Raw genomic sequence first — 18,888 nt, forward strand, 5'->3', positions numbered from 1 at the left:
AAATAAACCGAACAGCCAGAACAGCTTGTCATTCGAAATGGCAAAGGGAGAGCGGCAAGTGATATTTCCGGTGTCCAACGCAGATGACGGCACTCTGGAGTATAGGAGCGGAAGGTATTCAGACGGTAAATGGACTGTAGAAGAGAACAGTGAATTGGGAGTCCTTACCTATGACAAATCATTTGAAGATGTTAATGCATCGTATTGGGCTCATGACGTGATTCAAAGCATATCTGCTCCACAAAGGACAGAACACGGCCGCTAATCGCTTGAGTAATTTTAAGGATGCTGGTACGATTAGCGGCTGGGCTGCAAATGCGGTCGCTGCCGTACAGGAGCTTGGCTTAATCAGCGGCCGTGGGAACCAAATGTTCATGCCGCATGAACATGTAAACCGTGCAGAAAGTGCACAAGTTATCTCGCTATTGCTTGACAAAGTCAATAAATAACTGCTAAAGGAAAGCCGGGGAAGCAAGGTGATGTTGCCTTCGCCATGACTCCGGCTTTCTCTGTTTTATACCGAGTAAGCAAGTGAGTAATATATATCTTGCTAAGAAAGGAGTTCCCAGCATGAATGAATCTGAGCGGGAGCAGAGGGTTTATACGTATAAAGACCTTGTGAGAAGACTATATGATCTGGAAGTTCTGGCGGTCCCACCGCAGGCCGGTGAGAAATCCGGCTGTTTCTCCAGCTTTGACCGGAGATCTGTTTATAATGCTCAGACGGGCCTATACGAGGATTGGGGGGCTAATGATGACGGAGGAGGTTTCATCCGTAAGGAAGGTGAGAGTATTGTCGCCATGGAATTGGATGGTCCTGGCGTGATCTGGAGATTCTGGTCAGCCCTTCCTGAGAAGGGGCATATCCGGATCTACATAGATCATTCCGATACCCCTGTGATCGATCAGCCCTTCCGGGATTATTTTGACAGATTTAATCAGGAGGATGCCCCAATTAACTTTCCTAATCTGGCGCCTACGCTATCACGCGGAAGAAACTGCTTTATCCCCATATCCTTTCAAAAGCACTGCAAGGTGCTTCTGGACAAAGGCTGGGGCGCTTATTATCACATTACCTATACCACGTTCCCTTCCAATGTCCATCTGCCATCTTTTGACGGCAGCATAGACAAAGTGTCGGCTATTGCACTGGCAGAAGCGGACCGGATTTTACAGCAAAGGGGAACCCATTATTTTAAGAAAGCAGAAGGAGCCTCTGACGAGAGTGCTACTGTAACGGTAAATGTACCGGCAGGCGGCAAAGCCGTGCTATTTGACAAACAAGGGGCAGGCGCTCTTTCTATGATTCGCATCAGAACAGCTATTGGACGAAAGAGTGAGGAACAGCAACGGATTTTGGCCAGACAATTGACCATCTCTATGAAATGGGATAATGAAAAAATCCCTTCTGTATGGGCTCCTTTGGGTGATTTTTTTGGTAGCGCGCCGGGGATTAAGCCCTATCGCTCTCTGCCTCTAGGAATGAATGAACATGAAATGTACAGCTATTGGTATATGCCGTTCTCAGAAGCCGCAATAATTGAAATTCAAAATGACGGAACGGAACCATGCGAGTTAACGGCTGAATTCCAATATACATCTTTAATAAAATCCTCAGCGGATAATCTCTTGCGTTTTCATGCCAAATGGCACCGGGATGAATATCTGGATTTGGATGCCGAACGCTTCATGGAAGGCGGAGACCGCTGGCCGGATTGGCCTCTCCTGCTGACAAAAGGCCGGGGAAGATTCTGCGGTGTTCATCTTCACGTATACAACACCTGGGAGAAGCCGGAGGAGGAAGCCGGGACATGGTGGTATGGGATAGGAGACCAGAAAACCATTGACTGGTGGTGGGGCGAAGGGGACGAGAAGTTTTTTGTGGATGGCGAAACCTTTCCGTCCACTTTCGGAACAGGCAGCGAGGACTATATTGGCTATGCCTGGGCGGCAGAGCCGCCCTTTCCCATGTTCGATAGCGCCTTTGCCAGTCAGCCCTTTGTTGAACTAGATGCCAATGGACACACCTCAGTTAACCGGTTTCAAATTTGCGACAATGTTCCCTTCATGAACTCCTTTCAAGGCTATATTGAGAAATATAAAGGAAATCAGTGGGGTCTTAATAACCAGTGTTTGTATGCCGCCACCGTGTATTGGTATCAGGATCGGGGCACAAGAGATCCTTATATGCCGGTTTTACTAAATGAACGTTTAGCCACTTAGAACTATGGGAGGAATAGTTAATGAAAGAATTTTTTTATCGTCCGGATAATGCTTGGGTAGGGGACGTTATTCCCTATTACGAAGATGGAGAGTTTAAGTTGTTCTATCTTCACGGGTGGAGAGACAACTACCGGGAAGGTCTTGATCATGGCTGGCATTTGCTAGGCACGAAAGATTTCGTGAATTACAGGGAAGATGGAGCTTGCAAGATCGAAGGCGGAACCGGCCATATCCTCAAGGTTGATGATATCTATCATATGTTCTACTGTATTTTTCCTGAAGGAAAACAGTTTGCCTGTCATGCCGTCAGCAAGGATCTGCAAACATGGGAGCCTATTCCTGAAGACACTTTTGGTCCGGACGGCGAAATTTATGAGCTGGCGGACTGGCGCGATCCCTTTGTATTCTGGAATGAAGAAGAGGGCCAATACTGGATGCTGATCGCAGCCCTGGCGAAAGGACCGACCAACCGGAAAGGCTGCACCGGTCTGCTGTCGTCCAAGGATCTCAAGCATTGGGAGTACCGTGAGCCGCTGTACGCACCGAACCTGCATGTAGGCGCGCATGAGTGCCCGGACTTGTTCCGGATAGGAGAATGGTGGTATCTGATCTATTCTTCTTATACGGGGCGTTTCGGCACTTTTTACCGGATGAGCCGGTCTTTAAACGGACCGTGGATTACTCCGCAGGAAGAGGCTTTTGATGGACGTGCTTATTATGCGGCCAAGTCGGTATCCGATGGGCAAAAACGTTATTTGTTTGGCTGGAATCCGACGAAAGATGACGATCTGTTCGGCTGGAATCCGCCTAAAGCTACAGGCAAAGACTATGACACCTGGGATTGGGGCGGCAACATGGTTGTGCATGAAATCCTTCAGCGTCCGGATGGGACATTAGGCGTGAAAATTCCGGAAACCATAGACTCGGCTTTTGCCCGGCAGGTGCCCGCTCATTTTCATGGAGTTGCTGGAGAGTGGTCGATTACGGACGATGCGATCTCATGCGATTCCCCTTATGCCTTTGCCGGCTGCATCACAGAGGAGGAACTGCCTGATTTGTGCAAGATTTCTGCAGCCGTTCGATTCTCCGGGTCGACCCAAGGTCTGGGAATGATGCTTCGGGCGGGCCAAGGTTTGGATTTTGCCTACTACATCACACTGGAACCCCATCGCAGCCGAATTACCTTCCGTGGGCCGATTATGCAATCTGAAGAGGGGGGTAAAACCTTCCCTTATGATGTGGAACTGGAACGTCCGCTCAAGCTGCTGCCGGAACAGGAGTATGAGCTGAAGGTATTTGTGGACGGCACGATTTGTGAAATTTATGTCGGAGGGGAAGTGGCTTTGAGTGCCAGAATATATGATATTCAGCACGGGAAGCTTGCCCTATTCGTCAGTCAAGGTACAGCGGAGTTTAAACGGGTCAAGATAGAAACTTTAGGAGATATAAGCATTCCAGAATAAGAGAGGAAAACCATTGTATATCCTTTTTTCATTAGCATAATCAGGAATAATCAGACTAAGAGCGTCCCAAAGGGGCGCTCTTTCTTGTATATCTGGCTGTCTCGCTTGGGAACACACTTCCCCATGGACTCCCGGGTGAAAAGGCCGGATCGCTCAAGCTATATATTCGACAAAACCGGCGAAGATATGAAAGGATTTTCTCCGACCAAACAATTTCCAAGGACCTCGGCATCAGCCGCAGTTATATCCATAAGTGCCTTAATGTCCGGAAGGGTTGTAATTGTCATGGAAGGCACTCCTTTTGTTCTGGTCGCCCCTATGACCTTCTGGATGCTTGCCCAATCCCCGTAGGATTATTACGAGCGGTTTCCATTAGGGTCATTTTTTCGTTGAATTCGTTTAATAGCACTCTTCATTGTAACATTCCTGCCTTCACTGAATTTTCATGACCGCCGCAAATTATTATTTCTATCTTGTAGCCGGGATCAGCCAGATCACCAAAAAGTGGAACAAGTACATCTGTTATCTGCCGTTGTTATTCATATTTTCCGTGAGTATGTATCCACGGCCCGGATCTATTTCTGATTGGATTTCCTGTAGACTGCCGGAGTAACACCATATCTTTTTTTGAAAGCAATATAGAAGGTATTTAATGAAGAAAAGCCATATTTCAGTACGATGGGTTCAATCGGCGCTTCGCTGGATATCAGCTCCTCGCAGATGATGCTTAGACGCTTCTCGGATATCGTTTCCGTAATGGAGCGGTTCGTCTCGTTCTTGTACAAATTTCTAATATAATTTACCGACAGGCCAAGCTCATCGGAGAGCATCTTAACGGACAAATTAGCATCGGTCAGATGTGCTTCGATGAGCCGTTCAACCTGCCCGACCAGACCGGCATTTCTTGAGACACTGCGGACGGCTGCGATCTCATCCAGAAATTTGGCGGATACTGCTGCCATCCACTCCACAACGGCTTCAAGCGTTTCGAGCTTAATAATCTGATTCTCTACCGAGGTCAGACTCCAGGAGCTGGGCAACACGGGTTGGTGGGTGATCTCCTGCATCGAGCGGCGGATTTCCATGAATAAAGTGATTAATGACATTTTGCATTCGAAGTATGGCCGTTCTCTAAGCGAAGAAATAGCCATATACAGGCTATCAAGGAAGGCAGAAGCATCCGCTCTATGGATGGCCTGTACCATTTGCCGTTCCAGCTCCAGCGGCATATGATACAGCTCGGCAGGACTTGCATCTGCATACTCCTCTATAACAAATGCTCCTTGCCCTAAACGGAAACGTTCTTGGGTCAACTCATAGGTCTCCATATAACCCTCATGAAGTTCGTTCAACCCTTCCAAATACTTGCCACAGGCTACTGTGGTTCCGATGGATAGAAATTGGGCTACCAGCCGCTGCGCCTGCTGAAGCTTCCCGGCATACATAGCCGCAGATTGCCCCCTGCCAACCGGGAGAATCACTGCAACATGATCTTTGCCCATATCAACGGTAAGAATCCCTTTCATAGCATCTGTCTGCAGGGATTCCTGGATAATATTAGCCATGGCGAAGCGCAACAGCCGCTGGTCTTTCTCCGAATACCGCACTGTAAAGGAAGCAAACTGGTCTATCCGGAAGATAGCTACAGATACTCCCTCCTTAGACAGTTCAATGCCGAGCTCGCTGCAATTGTTGCGGATTTCCGCAATGGATAAGGTAAGCCCCCCCAATAATTCACGTATAAACCGCTCCCGGGCCAGAAACTTGTTCTTCCGCCCATGCTCGGTCAGCTCATGGATCCGCTCATTCTGGGAGACAAATACCTGGGATAAATACACCAGCTCATTGGCTTCGTTCTGCCCGTCCAGCTGCTCCGCATGATGCTGCTCCATAACATTGTGAACAAGCTCCTGGATTGGCGAATACACCCGTTTCGACAATAGAATGATCACCCACAGGGAAGCGGCAAACAGTCCTGCAAACAGTAGCAGTGTCAAATTCCGCAGCCATGTGATTTTGCTTAAGATTATCGATTTGGGAATCGTCTCGATAAATCTCCAGTTTTGGATGCCATTGATGGAGGTATTGGCGTAGACCAGCATTTGCTCCGGGGATTTCTGCGGCTTAACGATCTTCCAGCCGTTCGCTTCCTTTTCCACGGCCTGGCTGAACTCTTGTATCTGTTCTGCGTCCAGCTTCACGGTGCTGAAGACAAGCTCTTTTTTGTCATTGAGCACAAAGACGCTGGTCTCTAGAACATTGCTGTTATTCTGCAGCAGCGTCATGATATTGTCAGCATCGACGTTCAGTACGAAAGCGGAAATAGATTTGCCGGTCTCATAGGGGACGATAGCCGTAATCACTTTCTTCTCCTTGCCGGATTCCAGCGGCAGCATAAGGGTCCGGGGAATAAGAAAGGCTCCGTCAGTCAGTTTCCGGGTCCGCAGCCGCTGTAATACCTCCTGGTCATAGAAGCTGTCAAATTCATTCACGCCCAGCCGGGAATCGATAATTTGATGCGTATAATCATTAATCAGATAGACCGAATCGATGGATGGATTTCCCTTCTTGATGTTCATCAGCCGGCTCCACACCGCATAGGTGTCCAGGTCACTGTGCTGCTCTGAGAGCGCATAAGACTCGATCTGGACATCGGAGCTCGAGGAATAAGCATAATTGATAGACCATTCCATGAGCTGCGCTGTATTCTTGGCTCCATTGACTAACAGAGACTCGGAGTGGTCGCCGATTTCCTTGAGCAGGGTCTTTGAGGATAGAGAATAGAGGGCAATAAATGAAACCGCCAGTACGATAATATTGGCGCTGACAAAATAAATGATGATTTTGATAAAAGTGGAGCGTTGCTTCAAAAAATTCAACCGGGATAGTTTGAATCTAGGCATGTTGTACCCCCGTCTGTATCTCTGTGGATTTATAAGGCAGATTCATTGTATCATATCGCTGCTTCTGATAAAGACAATCGATGGTTCCTGAAACTGTGATGCTTTTGGGAAGTGCGCTGATTCATGCATACAGTAGACATCGTTAATTCCCGCAATGGTCTGGAATATCAAAGCCTGGTATGTTTTTCCCAGACAAAGCTTGTAACGAATTATTCACGAGGGGGTACACAGGATGCCAAATGTCCGGAAACGCGGGGCAGGCTACAAACTGCAGCAAATTGCACGTAATCCTTTTTTATACGGGATGGCGGTGCCGGGATTGCTCTTCTTTCTTATCTTCAGTTATTTTCCGATTTACGGAATCCTTATTGCGTTTAAGAATTATGACTTTTCCAAAGGGATTACCGGAAGTGAGTGGGTAGGCTTCCGCAACTTCAATTATTTCTTTACATCGGATGATTTCTGGATCATCCTGCGCAATACACTGCTGCTGAATGTGCTGTTCATTATTTTTACAACGCTTGCAGCGGTTCTTATCGCTCTGATGTTTAATGAGATCCGCAATAAGTATTTCAAACGAATTTCGCAGTCACTGATCTTTCTTCCTTATTTCATGTCATGGATTGTGATCGGCATGCTGGTTCAATCGTTTCTGGGAGGCGAATCTCCACCTGTTAATGCATGGATTCAGAATTTGGGCTTTGAGCCGGTCAATTGGATGTTTGAATCTGCCTTATGGCCATGGATCCTTACGATTATCCGCGTATGGCAGGGAGCCGGCTACTTGTCTATTATCTTTTTGGCGGCTATTACGGGCATCTCCGAGGATTTATATGAAGCAGCGCGGATAGACGGCGCCTCCAAGCTGCAGATTATGCTGCGGATTACCTTACCTCTGCTTGTTCCGACCATTTCCATTATGACCCTTCTGTCGGTAGGCAGAATCTTCAACGGCGACTTTGCCATGATCTATGCGATTATCGGAGATAACTCTCTGCTGTATCCAACGACGGATGTGATTGATACCTTCGTATTCCGTTCCATGCGGCAGCTCCATGATTTTGGAATGTCCTCTGCGGTGGGGCTGTTCCAATCGGTTATGGGCCTCATCTTCGTGATTATCGCCAATGCGGTTACGCGCAGAATGTCCAAAGAATCTGCTTTGTTCTAGGAGGGGAAATACTTGAAACAGACGTTGTCTGACCGTTTATTTAGCGTTTTTGCCTATGCTGTCCTCATCTTGTTCACCCTATTCTGCATTCTTCCGTTTCTGCTGATGGTCATCGGCTCGTTTACAGAGGAGAGTGAGCTGATTGTGAACGGCTACACGCTCTTTCCCAAATCATTCTCGATTGCCGCATACAAGGCGCTCCTGCATTCAGACGCCTTGTACAATGGATATGGCATAACCATAATCATTACAGTTGCGGGTACGATCACTGCACTCTGCATTTCGGCCATGCTGGCCTATTCACTGGCTAATAAGCGCAATGTGCTGCAAACTCCATTTTTACTTTTCTGCTATCTGCCCATGCTGTTCTCGGGAGGAATCATTCCCTTCTATATCGTGGTCAGCCAATGGCTGCATCTGCAAAATACAATCTGGGCGCTGATTCTTCCGCTGCTCTGCCAGCCTTTCCTTGTATTCCTTCTTGTAAGCTTCTTCAGAACGGTTCCGGAGGAGCTGGAGGAAGCGGCACGTATAGACGGCGCCAATGAAATGAGAGTATTCTTTCAGATTATACTTCCGATCTCGAAGCCGATTCTGGCCTCAGTGGGACTGTTCTACGCGCTTTATTATTGGAATGACTGGTATATGGGACTGATGTTTATCGATAACGAGAAGCTGTTCCCGCTGCAGCTGATACTGCGCCGGATGGTCTCTAATATGGAAGCGGCCAAAAATCTGATTCCGGCTTCCGCTGCAATCTCTACCGTGGCGCCGACTTACGGGGTCCGCATGGCAACGACTGTGCTGACTATCGGTCCGATTATCCTGCTCTATCCCATGCTGCAGAAATATTTTGTCAAAGGGCTGACGGTAGGGGCAGTCAAAGGGTAAGCCAGTTTCTGGCATCAACCGGATTTCCGGTTATTGCATATAAGCATTATTATGAATTGGGGAGGGTTATTAAAATGAGATCAAAGAAAATGCTCAGCATCACTATAGCTGCGGTACTGTCACTATCCATGCTTGTATCCGGCTGCGGGGGGAACGGAAACAATAATACCGGAGCAAACACTCCGAATAACGGAGAGGGCAAGGGTCAGAGCAATTCAGCGGACAGCCCGAAGGAGACAGTGGAATTAAAAGCCTATTTCCCGGGTGATAAGCCTTCTGGCTTCGAGGATGTGCTCAAGGCAGTCAATGAAAAGCTGAAAGCGGACAACGTAGGCGCTTCGTTAAATATCAATTTTCTCCCTTGGTCCGATTATGGTAATTCGGTCTCGGTTAAAATGTCGGCAGGCGAGGAATTTGACATGTATCTGGATGCGCCGTGGTTATCGATGTCACAGATGATTGCCAGCGGTTCGATTATTCCGCTGGATGATATGGTAGCTTCGCGCAAGGAATTGAAGGAGTCCATTCCCGATCAAATGTGGGATGCCAACAAATTTGGCGGGAAGATCATGGGTATTCCACTCGGGACTGTGCAGGGAACCTTGTACGGCTTCGTTATCCGCAAGGATCTGCGTGAGAAATACGGGATGCCCGAGCTGAAGACAGTAGCGGATGTGGAGAAATTCATGTATACCGTCAAAGAAAAGGAAACTACAATTAAGCCGTTTGTAATCGACGGCCGCAAAGCAGATAAGCTTCCGGTATTATTTAATGATACCTTAAATACTGGAAAAGTAAGCTATATTGAGACCTTAGTGCCTATGTTCTATTATTCACTTGAAAATAAGAAGGTTGTAGGCGCGTGGGATGCCAAGACGCTGGACCAATCCTTTGAACGGGCGACAAAGTATTATGAGGACGGCATCCTGTCCAAGAATATTGCCCAGGAGCAGAATGCCCAGACTTTATTCAACCAGGGTAAATATGCGGCAACCTATTATGCGGCTGATGGCGTAGAAGGTCTGAAATACCTGGACGCGCTCAAAATTGATGGAGCCGAGCTTGAAGTGGTGGTTCCCCACGACGAGACCTCCAAGCCGTATTCCAATTATCAGCAGTGGAACTTCCTCACGATTCCCAAAGCTTCTAAGCATGCCGAGCTGGTCATGGATGTAGCCAATTGGCTGTCGGTTAAAGAAAATCACGATCTGCTGGAGTATGGTGTTGAAGGAAAAGACTGGGAAGCGGTAGGCGATTCGAGTTACAAGCAGCTTTCTGCGTATGTGTTCCCCGGGTTTGTGCTCACCTGGCGTCCAACACTGGAGCGTACTCCGGACAACATGCTGGCTGGAGACAAAGAATGGGTTGAAAAGGCCGGAGCGGCTGATTTCTTCAACATAAGCCCCATCACCGGATTCAGCTTTGACGCCGAACAGGTGAAGACCGAATATGCCAAGACCACGCCATTCTTCGATTCTGTATTCCTGCCGCTGTCCCAAGGCGTGTTGCCGGCAGATAAAGGCAAAGAAATGCTGAAGGACAAGATTCTCGGTGTCGGCGGTCAAAAGGTAATTGACGAGATTCAGAAGCAGATCGATGCGGCAGTAGCCAAATAGAGCAGAAAAGGGGAGAGATAAATGGCAGTAATACGCTCAGAACATAATCCTATTGTCAGGACGAGCGATGTGAAACCTTCACGGCCGGACTTTAAAGTGCTGGGAGCCTTCAATGCCGGAGTTGCTGTTCATGGAGAAGAAACCATTCTGCTGCTCCGTGTGGCTGAAGCGCCGGTCAGCAGCGCCGAAGGAGAGGTGCCGGTCCCGAAGCTGAATGAGGATACAGGAGAGATTACGGTAGAGCGTTTGTCCTCAGGCGATGAACGGTATAATTTCAGCGATACCCGGTTTGTAGCGGAGAAGGGCCAAATGGTGATGCTGACCTCCATGTCCCATCTTCGCGTGGCACGCAGCAAGGATGGCATCCATTTCACCGTGGAGGATCAGCCGGCAATCTTCCCGCAGACGGCGCTTGAAGCCTGGGGAGTGGAAGACCCGCGCATCACGCAGATCGGACATAAGTATTACATCACATACAGTGCGGCTTCTTCCCGCGGGGTAGGCGTAGGCTTGGCTGAGACATACGACTTTGTAACGTACAAGCGCCACGGAATAATCCTGGCTCCGGAGAACAAGGACGTGATGCTGTTCCCTGAGAAAATTGGCGGAAAATACTATGCTTTAACCCGTCCGGTGCCGCATTCCTTCGGTGCGCCGGAAATGTGGATCGCAGAATCGCCGGACCTGCTGCATTGGGGCAATCACCGTTTCCTGATGGGACTCCGCAAGGCGTCCTGGGACGGTGGCAGAATGGGCGGCGGAGCCGTACCGCTCCGGACTGAGCGGGGCTGGCTGACATTGTACCATGGTGCCGATACCAAACATCGGTATTGTATGGGAGCCGTACTGCTGGATCTCGAAGATCCGGGCAAAGTCCTGGCACGTTCGACCCGGCCGTTCATGGAGCCGGAGGCAGATTATGAAGTGAACGGTTTCTTCGGCGGCGTGGTCTTCTCATGCGGTGCCCTGTTAATCGGGGATACCGTCCGCATGTATTATGGAGCTGCTGACGAAGTCATGGCAGTTGCCGATATTCAGCTGAATGATATTTTCGATACTCTGTTAAATGAAGAGAATTAATTAGAATTGCAGCTTACTTTGAGAAATCTAAAGGGATAACATCCCTTTGGATTTTTTTGTTTAGATTGCAAGCGTAGTACCGTCATTCTTTGATTCTAGTCCAGCGTAGCTTAAATAAGCATATTTACCGTATTATCAAATGATTATGAACTGGCATGATGAGCTCACAAGAAAAATTACAGGAAAGAAGGCTAATGAATATGAGAATGACAAAGACATTTAAAATGCAGATTGCTGCTAAAAATGTGAATTTGTACAAATGGGTAACTGAGATGACTCCAGCTGAATATGAATCCTTTTCAAAAGGTCACAAGGCAATGGGCAGTTATTTTGAAGATGGAAAATTCTATATGATTAATGTGGAAAATATGGGGAATAAGGAATTTTGAGTGTAACTTGAGTCCCTTCCCCGACAGTACTATGGATCGTCAGTCCATACTGCTCGCCGTACATTAGAACCGCCCGATCATTTACATTTTTAAGTCCATAACCTTTAGATTGAGATTTAAGCAAAAGAACAAGCTGCTCTTCCTCCACTCCAACCCCATTGTCAGTGATCTGTAGAACAATACTTTGCTCTTCTTTCTTGGCTGAAAGAAGTATTATTCCATCACCGTCTTCGCGGTTTTCAATTCCATGAATGATCGCATTTTCGACTAAAGGTTGGAGCATCAAATTAGGCATACGGCAAGAAAGAATGGAGTCATCAATCTGATAGTCCACTTTGAAACTGTTGCTGTGCATAATCAATTGGATATTAATATAGGACTGTACATTAAGAATTTCATCCGAAATCAATATAAGATTGTCTCCCTTATTGAGAGTAGTACGATAAAATGTGGATAAAAGCTGGGCCATTTCGCTGATATCCGTCGCATGGATTCGCAGTGCTCTCCAATTAATTATAGAGAGGGAATTGTATAGGAAATGAGGGTTGATTTGCGCCTGCAAAGCTTTCATCTCATATTCCTTGCGTGCGATTTCTGCCACATATACAGTATCAATAAGCGTCTTGGTTTTCCCCACCATATTTCCAAATCCTCTGATCAGATCACCAATTTCATCTTTAGACTCGCTAGAGACTTTAATTTCTAAATTCCCTTCTCCAACAAGCTTCATGCTTTTATGCAGCCGGTGAATAGGCAACATAATTCTACGGGAAAAGAGAGTGCCCGCCACGACAACTGCCGCGATGCAGGCGGCAATCATCAGCAGGACGATCAAGGCAATCGACCATGCGGATTTTGTAAATAGACTTGTCGGCTTACATAGGTATACCTTCCATCCCGCAAGCGGGATAACAGATGTCAAGACGGTGTAGCTCTCTCCTTGCCAAAGCAGCCTATCTGCTGCCTTAGCGGTATCCGGAATATCCTGTATTTCATAGTTGTCTCTTGAGGAATAGACAGTATTTCCGCTTGAGTCCAATATAAAAATCTCCGAACCGTGAGATTGGAGGGGCTCAAAAGTTGTGAATAGCTTATCATAGTTAACCCGTGCAAATAGAATATTATCTTTGGGGTTTCTGTGTTTCGTACTAAGGATTCTGCGGACACTGTAAATGTTTTTTTCACTGGCAGACCAAAGAACATCAACCGATTTCATTACATTCGGGTACCAGGAGGTACTCCTTATTTCATCCATAGGGATTACGGTGTTTCCGTGTTGAGGTAAATTAGTCCCGGTATAAAGCGTGATTTGTTCTACTCCAGGATTCAAGTAACGTGCAGTATAGAAGTTCTGATCAATTACGTTCGTTAACTGATTATACATTTCATATTCACTGGTATAAGTATTGTTGGAGGCATTTATAATTTCCTGATTGAAGCTCAGAAAGTTCATTAATTTATTATAAACATCCAGTTGATTGTTTACGGCTAAGACACTTTGAGTTAATGTGGCATGTAGATCGGCTTTTGCTTGCTGCACTAAGAGGGACCTGGTTTTCGAGAAGCAAAAACTTCCGAGAACAATCACAGGAATCATACTTACCAGTAAAAAGGAAAGCTTTATTTTGGTTTGAAACCGAAAGTCACCAATTCTCTGTTTAAAAACCCGCCATAGCTGCATGCTGTTCTCTCCCAAGCTGTTATTTCTGATGCAACTGCCGGAATTTCTCAGGAGTTTGCCCGAAAAAGTCTCTGAAATTTTGGCAAAAATAAGAAACGTTTTGGAATCCCACTTTATAGCAAATATCCGATACTTTTAGAGGGGTCTGCATCAGCAAGTTTTTTGCTATTTTCATCCGAACGTTCTTAATATACTTATTTAATCCATATCCCGTATGTTTTTTGAAAATTGAACTTAAATAATGGGGAGACAAATGTACCTTTGCAGCAAGAAGATCCAAACTCAAATCCTCGCCATAATGATCCCCGATGTACTGCTTTACAGAGGTAATATCCCGATTTAAAAACTCCGAACTGCTGTACTCTTGTTCAAGACTAGCAATTCCTTCGAATATGATTTCTTTTATTTCCTTTAATTCCTCGGATTTGTATAGTTTTTCAATACCTCGACTGAGCTCTATTTCAGTGACAGGTGCTGAATAAGTCATAATTTCCTGATACAAAGAGGAGAACATGTACTTGACATATAATTGTGAAAATTGAAGCTGCTTCGCATATTTTTGATACAATAAATCTGTATTGGCTCTAAGACTAAAAAAATCCCTATTCATCAAATCACTTCTGATTTTGTCTAATAGATCATTATCTGAGAGTTCAGGGAGCCTATCATCAGCAAAATAAAAATCTTTTTTGACATCAAATACAAAATAATCCGGCGAGAAGAACCGGTATTCCATCAGTTGATCTAATTGAATCAGAGCCGTTGAAAGATCTGGCAACATGGTGATTTCATCATGAATAGCAAGGTAGCAATTCACTTTATATTTCTTTAGTATGCTGTCTCGTATATGCATGCCTAATTCATGGGAGGAATTGAAAGACCAGGATTGAGGCTGGCAAAACAGCAGCAGACTTTGACAATCATTTAGATTTAAGTAATCCATCTGCCCCTCTAACAAAGACAAGATAAATTCCTCGAAATCCGGTTCGGCATTCTCAAAAAAATTCTTTTCAAATTCCATCAAAACTATTCCATGATATTGATTGGGCAGACCGAATGAAACATCCTTCATTAAGGACGGCATTCCCAAGCCGTTAACCAGATTAAAAAGCACATATTTCTTTACACAATTTTGTTTGATTTGCGAAGCGGCATGTTCCTGTTGTTGGTCCATTAACTGATCCATTACTTTTTTCATGGTATTTTGAAAGGCTTCAACATTGATCGGTTTGAGGAGATATTCCGAAACACCGAGGGAGATGGCGGTTTTTGCATATTCAAATTCGGCGAAGCCGCTGAACAGAATAACCTTCAAGCTGGATTGAAGGCCTAAAGCCTTTTTTGAAAGCTGCAGTCCATCCATAAATGGCATCCTAACATCAGTAAAGAGAATATCTACGGACTTTTGCTCTAAATAATCGAGAGCCTTTCGTCCGTTTTCCGCCGTCACGACATGGAGGGGAAACCCCAGTTCATGAATGAGAAATTCAATACCCTCCCGTTCTTCCCTTTGGTCATCTACTACTAATATGCTTAACATAGCGGTCGTCCTCTCCAAGCGCAGTATGCCAAACCCAGTAATTCATTTTGATTGTACCATGGTTTAAATGAATTCAATCAGCGGGCAAAACAAGTTGCTTAAAGTGAGTTATATATTTGTGTAAAACGCAATTTATTTGCGTATACGGTCAAATAGCCATAGTTCTACAATTAAGATGCAAGATAATATGGGTTCTGTTCTTATCATTAAGGGGGATTATGTAATGAAATCGAAAGTCAAAAAGTCTGCTTCTATCTTGTTGACAGCGCTTTTATCCGCTTCGCTTGCAGGCTGTCTAAATTCCAATTCCAACAATACCACCAAAGAATCTGCGGTCAATTTGAATGATCCGGCATGGAAGAAAGCCATGACGACACCCTATGAAGCCTATCCTGAAACCGTTAACTATACGGTTGGAGCGACAGCAACTAGCTATACGCCGCTTGAGGGGACAACTTACGAGGGGGATAATTCCACCAACAATGTGTGGACGAGATATTTTAAAAATAAGCTCAATGTGCAAAACGAAGTTGCATTTGAAGCGAATGACGGCACGGATTATGTTCAAAAGGTTTCGATGGCCATTGCAGGGGGCACAATCCCTGACATCATGGTAGTCTCCGACCAGACCACTCTACAACAGCTCTATGAGAACGATCTGATTGCGGATTTAACGGATGCCTATAAAAACTGTGCCAGCGACCGAATTAAAGAGATTTACGATTCCTATGATGGCCGTGTTCTGGAGACCGCCAGATTTGACGATAAAATAATGGCGCTGCCCACTACTGAAATTTCACACGGCCCGGGTGTACTTTGGTTGCGTAAAGACTGGATGGACAAACTGGGCCTCTCCGAGCCCAAAACGATGGATGATGTAGAAAATATTATTACTCAATTTCTAGAGAAAGATCCCGGCGGCAATGGAGCCGGAAAAACGGTTGGTCTTGTGGTCGATAATGAAAATGTTGCCGGAATATCCGGGGGGCAGTACGAATTGAACAACATTTTTGCGCTGTATGGCGCTTTCCCAAAACAATGGATTAAGGATGGAAGCGGCAAGGCGGCTTATGGTTCCGTGCAGCCTGAAATGAAACCTGCCCTTGCAAAGCTGGCGGAGCTATACAACAAGGGATTGATTGACCAACAATTTGCCGTGCGGACACCGGACGACCGAAAGGCGCTGCTTACCAGCGGAAAGAGCGGTTCGTTCATGGACAACTGGTGGGGAAGCTGGACGGTGGCGGATACGCTTAAATTGAACCCGGATGCCAAGTGGGTTTCCTATGTGGCTCCACAATCGGAGGATGGCTCGGTTACGATGTTCACCGGAAATCCTGCGAGTAGTTACCTTGTGGTCCGGAAGGGGTTCGAGCATCCGGAGGTTGCTGTGAAAATGGCCAGCCTTCAGTTTGATTACCAGCGTTATCTGGAAAAAGACGCAACCATTTTGAAGCAGTTTGAGGACTACAGCAGCAATAATATCGGTGGCTCTCCGCTGGCCATGAATATCGATTACTATGATGCATTTTACCGTAATGTCGGGATTTATGAGGATGCGCTAAAGACTGGTGACAGCAGCAAATTGCTCAGCAACATTGATAAGAACTCCTACCGCTCCTACAAAAAATATCTGGACAGCGTGAAAAACGGAGAGAAGCCGGACCCGACCGCGTGGGCTGGGTATACTTCGAGCATCACAACTGCCAACCTGGTCAAGAATTCAAAGGTTAAGGAGATTAACCCTATCTTTTTTGGAACAACGCCTTCCATGGCGCTGAAGTGGCCGACATTGACGAAAATGGAGCTTGAAATGTATTTGAAAATCATTACCGGAGAGCAAACCCCTGATGCATTTGATAGTTTTGTGAGCAGCTGGAAAAAAACCGGCGGCGATACGATTACAAAGGAAGTCAACGAAGCACTCACCTCCAAATGATGCTGAAAGAGATGATTCTTGATGAAAAATAAAAAAGACCAAACGGCGTTCCACCTTATGCTCGCACCGAGTATGGTATTCTTGATTATTTTCTCCTTCATACCGATGTTCGGCATCGTAATGGCTTTTCAAAATTACATTCCGGCCAAAGGTATCAGCGGATCAGCATGGGTGGGACTTGATAATTTCAAGTTTATGTTTCAAATTCCCGACAGCCGGCAGATTTTAATCAACACAATGGTAATCGCGATATGGAAAATTATTGTGGGAACCTTTGTTTCGATTGTATTCGCCTTATTGTTAAATGAAATCCGCGTGCGGTTTGCCAAAAAGTTTATGCAGACCGTTGTGTATTTGCCCAATTTTCTTTCCTGGGCCGTATTGGCTACAGTCGTGATGAATATTTTTTCGTACGAAGGTCCGGTCAACGCATTATTGGGATGGCTTGGCATTGATCCGGTTTTGTTTATGGCCAGCAATCATTGGTTTAGACCTATGCTGGTGCTGACGGATGTGTGGAAAGGGTTTGGGTATGGCTCCATCATATACTTAGCCTCATTGACGGCTATTGATCCGGGACTTTATGAGGCGTCTTCCATCGACGGAGCCAATCGTTTTAAACAGCTGTGGTATGTGACTTTGCCCGGCTTGATGCCTACCATATTACTTGTTACGACTTTAAATTTGCCCAATGTACTCAATGCCGGTTTTGACCAAATTTTCAATCTTTATAATCCCTTGGTTTACGCAACCTCCGATATTATTGACACTTATGTATACCGGGTAGGCTTAGTGGAGAGACAATACAGCTTAGGTACAGCTATCGGGCTCTTACGGTCTGTTGTCGGAATCGTCCTCATTCTTTCTGCCAATAAGCTAGCTCAAAAGTTAACAGATTATCGAATTTTCTAATGAGGGAGGTGTTTTACATTTACGCGCATTCCATAAAAAGCCGAATTGCGGACATCATGATCTGGATATTGCTGATAGCTCTCACTTTGTCCTGCCTGATTCCTTTAATTAATCTGGTTGCTATTTCGTTCAGTGACAACGCGGCGGTTTCTGCCAACATGGTAAGTATTTTTCCGGTTCATCCTACGTTCAGTTCCTATGAGAAGCTATTCTCGGACAGCCAGTTTTGGCGCTCATTTATGATTTCGGTAGAGCGGGTTGTCCTTGGTTTGATTGTCAACATGAGTCTGATGATTCTGGCCGCTTATCCGTTATCCAAAAGCTCAAAACAATTCCGGGCGCAGAAGGTGTACATGAATATTGTGATTATCGCCATGCTGTTCTCCGGGGGGCTAATTCCAACCTTTATGGTAGTCAAAGGGCTTCATCTCCTCGATTCCATATGGGCGCTGATTCTGCCGGGAGCCGTGGCGGTCGGGAATGTCATTCTATTGATGAACGCGTTCCGGGCAGTGCCCAAATCCTTGGAGGAAGCTGCAACCATTGATGGGGCTTCGCAGTGGAGAATTCTCTCAACCATATACGTGCCTGTGGTGTTGCCTACAATTGCTACAGTAACGCTGTTCACGATTGTTGGGCATTGGAATGATTATTTCGGTGCTCTGGTGTATATAAATAAGACGTCAAATTATCCGTTGCAGACTTATATCCAGCAGCTCAGCGTAGACGCGCAAAATATAACCGATCCGCAAAAGCTGATAGAATACGCCAAGATTTCAAACCGGACACTAAATGCCGCCAAAATCGTTGTCTCAACATTGCCGCTGCTCTTAATTTATCCTTTTATGCAAAAATATTTTGTTACAGGAATTGTAGTAGGTTCGCTTAAAGAGTGAGGTGTAGAGTTATTATTCTAGAAAATACAGCGTTCAAAAAGCGACTTGTCTGCGGATAAGTTGCTTTTTGACTTTTTTCCAGGCAATGGAATCCCTCCAAAAAGAAGCATGCTGCTGCAAAGTTGTATCCATCCGATTTTTATTTCTTTTCGTTCTATTTTTCCGTTACCTTTATCCAGCATAA

Annotated in this window: 17 protein-coding genes; 13 read left to right on the forward strand and 4 right to left on the reverse strand. The window is 45.8% G+C overall.

Translation table 11 applies throughout. The features are described from left to right. The first annotated feature begins 37 nt into the window (after positions 1–37). The 5 genes from NST07_RS07585 (at position 38) to NST07_RS07605 (ending at position 4,037) form a co-directional block, all read left to right on the forward strand. Positions 38–265 (forward strand): hypothetical protein, encoded by a 228-nt coding sequence (locus NST07_RS07585; RefSeq protein ID WP_342481315.1) that lies wholly within the window; start codon positions 38–40, stop codon positions 263–265. Positions 266–269: 4 nt separating this feature from the next. Then, a complete protein-coding gene (locus tag NST07_RS07590) occupies positions 270–449 on the forward strand; it encodes an S-layer homology domain-containing protein (protein ID WP_341377681.1) in 180 nt (59 codons plus the stop codon). A gap of 121 nt (positions 450–570) precedes the next feature. Beyond that, positions 571–2,223: a glycoside hydrolase family 172 protein gene (locus tag NST07_RS07595; RefSeq protein WP_342481316.1), complete on the forward strand. Its 1,653-nt coding sequence runs from the start codon at positions 571–573 to the stop codon at positions 2,221–2,223. 20 nt (positions 2,224–2,243) lie between these two features. Then, on the forward strand, positions 2,244–3,686 hold the full coding sequence (locus tag NST07_RS07600; protein WP_341377683.1) for a glycoside hydrolase family 32 protein: 1,443 nt from the start codon (positions 2,244–2,246) through the stop codon (positions 3,684–3,686). Positions 3,687–3,872: 186 nt separating this feature from the next. Continuing rightward, positions 3,873–4,037 (forward strand): spore germination protein, encoded by a 165-nt coding sequence (locus NST07_RS07605; RefSeq protein ID WP_342481930.1) that lies wholly within the window; start codon positions 3,873–3,875, stop codon positions 4,035–4,037. 224 nt (positions 4,038–4,261) lie between these two features. Here the strand turns inward: NST07_RS07605 and NST07_RS07610 are convergent, their stop codons facing one another. Further along, the gene (locus tag NST07_RS07610) at positions 4,262–6,589 is read right to left on the reverse strand and encodes an AraC family transcriptional regulator (RefSeq protein ID WP_342481317.1); all 2,328 of its coding nucleotides are present in this window, start codon (positions 6,587–6,589) and stop codon (positions 4,262–4,264) included. 232 nt (positions 6,590–6,821) lie between these two features. Between NST07_RS07610 and NST07_RS07615 the strand changes: the two genes are divergently transcribed. The 5 genes from NST07_RS07615 to NST07_RS07635 all read left to right on the forward strand — a co-directional run bounded on the left by NST07_RS07615 (position 6,822) and on the right by NST07_RS07635 (position 11,736). Next, on the forward strand, positions 6,822–7,760 hold the full coding sequence (locus NST07_RS07615) for an ABC transporter permease subunit (protein WP_342481318.1): 939 nt from the start codon (positions 6,822–6,824) through the stop codon (positions 7,758–7,760). A 12-nt stretch (positions 7,761–7,772) separates the two neighbouring features. Further along, the gene (locus NST07_RS07620) at positions 7,773–8,651 is read left to right on the forward strand and encodes a carbohydrate ABC transporter permease (RefSeq protein ID WP_342481319.1); all 879 of its coding nucleotides are present in this window, start codon (positions 7,773–7,775) and stop codon (positions 8,649–8,651) included. 74 nt (positions 8,652–8,725) lie between these two features. Continuing rightward, complete coding sequence (locus NST07_RS07625) at positions 8,726–10,267, forward strand: extracellular solute-binding protein (protein WP_342481320.1); 1,542 nt, start codon at positions 8,726–8,728, stop codon at positions 10,265–10,267. Between the two features lie 21 nt (positions 10,268–10,288). Continuing rightward, positions 10,289–11,347, forward strand: a complete 1,059-nt coding sequence (locus NST07_RS07630) for a glycoside hydrolase family 130 protein (RefSeq protein WP_341090863.1) — start codon at positions 10,289–10,291, stop codon at positions 11,345–11,347. 206 nt (positions 11,348–11,553) lie between these two features. Next, positions 11,554–11,736, forward strand: a complete 183-nt coding sequence (locus NST07_RS07635) for a hypothetical protein (RefSeq protein WP_342481321.1) — start codon at positions 11,554–11,556, stop codon at positions 11,734–11,736. Here the strand turns inward: NST07_RS07635 and NST07_RS07640 are convergent. Together NST07_RS07640 and NST07_RS07645 are read right to left on the reverse strand one after the other, a co-directional pair. Beyond that, entirely contained in the window at positions 11,702–13,417 is a 1,716-nt protein-coding gene (locus NST07_RS07640) for a sensor histidine kinase (RefSeq protein WP_342481322.1), read from the reverse strand. The two genes, NST07_RS07635 and NST07_RS07640, sit on opposite strands and share 35 nt — an antisense overlap. 19 nt (positions 13,418–13,436) lie before the next feature. Continuing rightward, positions 13,437–14,957, reverse strand: a complete 1,521-nt coding sequence (locus NST07_RS07645) for a response regulator (RefSeq protein WP_342481323.1) — start codon at positions 14,955–14,957, stop codon at positions 13,437–13,439. Between the two features lie 223 nt (positions 14,958–15,180). On the opposite strand from NST07_RS07645, the gene NST07_RS07650 reads away from it, so the two are divergent. The 3 genes from NST07_RS07650 to NST07_RS07660 are packed head-to-tail and all read left to right on the forward strand — an operon-like array spanning position 15,181 to position 18,704. Continuing rightward, positions 15,181–16,896, forward strand: a complete 1,716-nt coding sequence (locus tag NST07_RS07650; protein WP_342481324.1) for an extracellular solute-binding protein — start codon at positions 15,181–15,183, stop codon at positions 16,894–16,896. Between the two features lie 21 nt (positions 16,897–16,917). Continuing rightward, complete coding sequence (locus tag NST07_RS07655; RefSeq protein ID WP_038587658.1) at positions 16,918–17,808, forward strand: ABC transporter permease subunit; 891 nt, start codon at positions 16,918–16,920, stop codon at positions 17,806–17,808. Between the two features lie 56 nt (positions 17,809–17,864). After that, positions 17,865–18,704 carry a carbohydrate ABC transporter permease gene (locus NST07_RS07660; RefSeq protein ID WP_341377693.1) on the forward strand — a complete coding sequence of 280 codons (840 nt, stop codon included), beginning with the start codon at positions 17,865–17,867 and terminating at the stop codon, positions 18,702–18,704. A gap of 17 nt (positions 18,705–18,721) precedes the next feature. On the opposite strand, the gene NST07_RS07665 is transcribed toward NST07_RS07660, so the two are convergent. Next, positions 18,722–18,886: a hypothetical protein gene (locus NST07_RS07665; protein WP_342481325.1), complete on the reverse strand. Its 165-nt coding sequence runs from the start codon at positions 18,884–18,886 to the stop codon at positions 18,722–18,724. Between the last annotated feature and the right edge of the window lie 2 nt (positions 18,887–18,888).

Source organism: Paenibacillus sp. FSL L8-0340, assembly GCF_038593145.1.
Taxonomy (GTDB): Bacteria; Bacillota; Bacilli; order Paenibacillales; family Paenibacillaceae; genus Paenibacillus_AQ.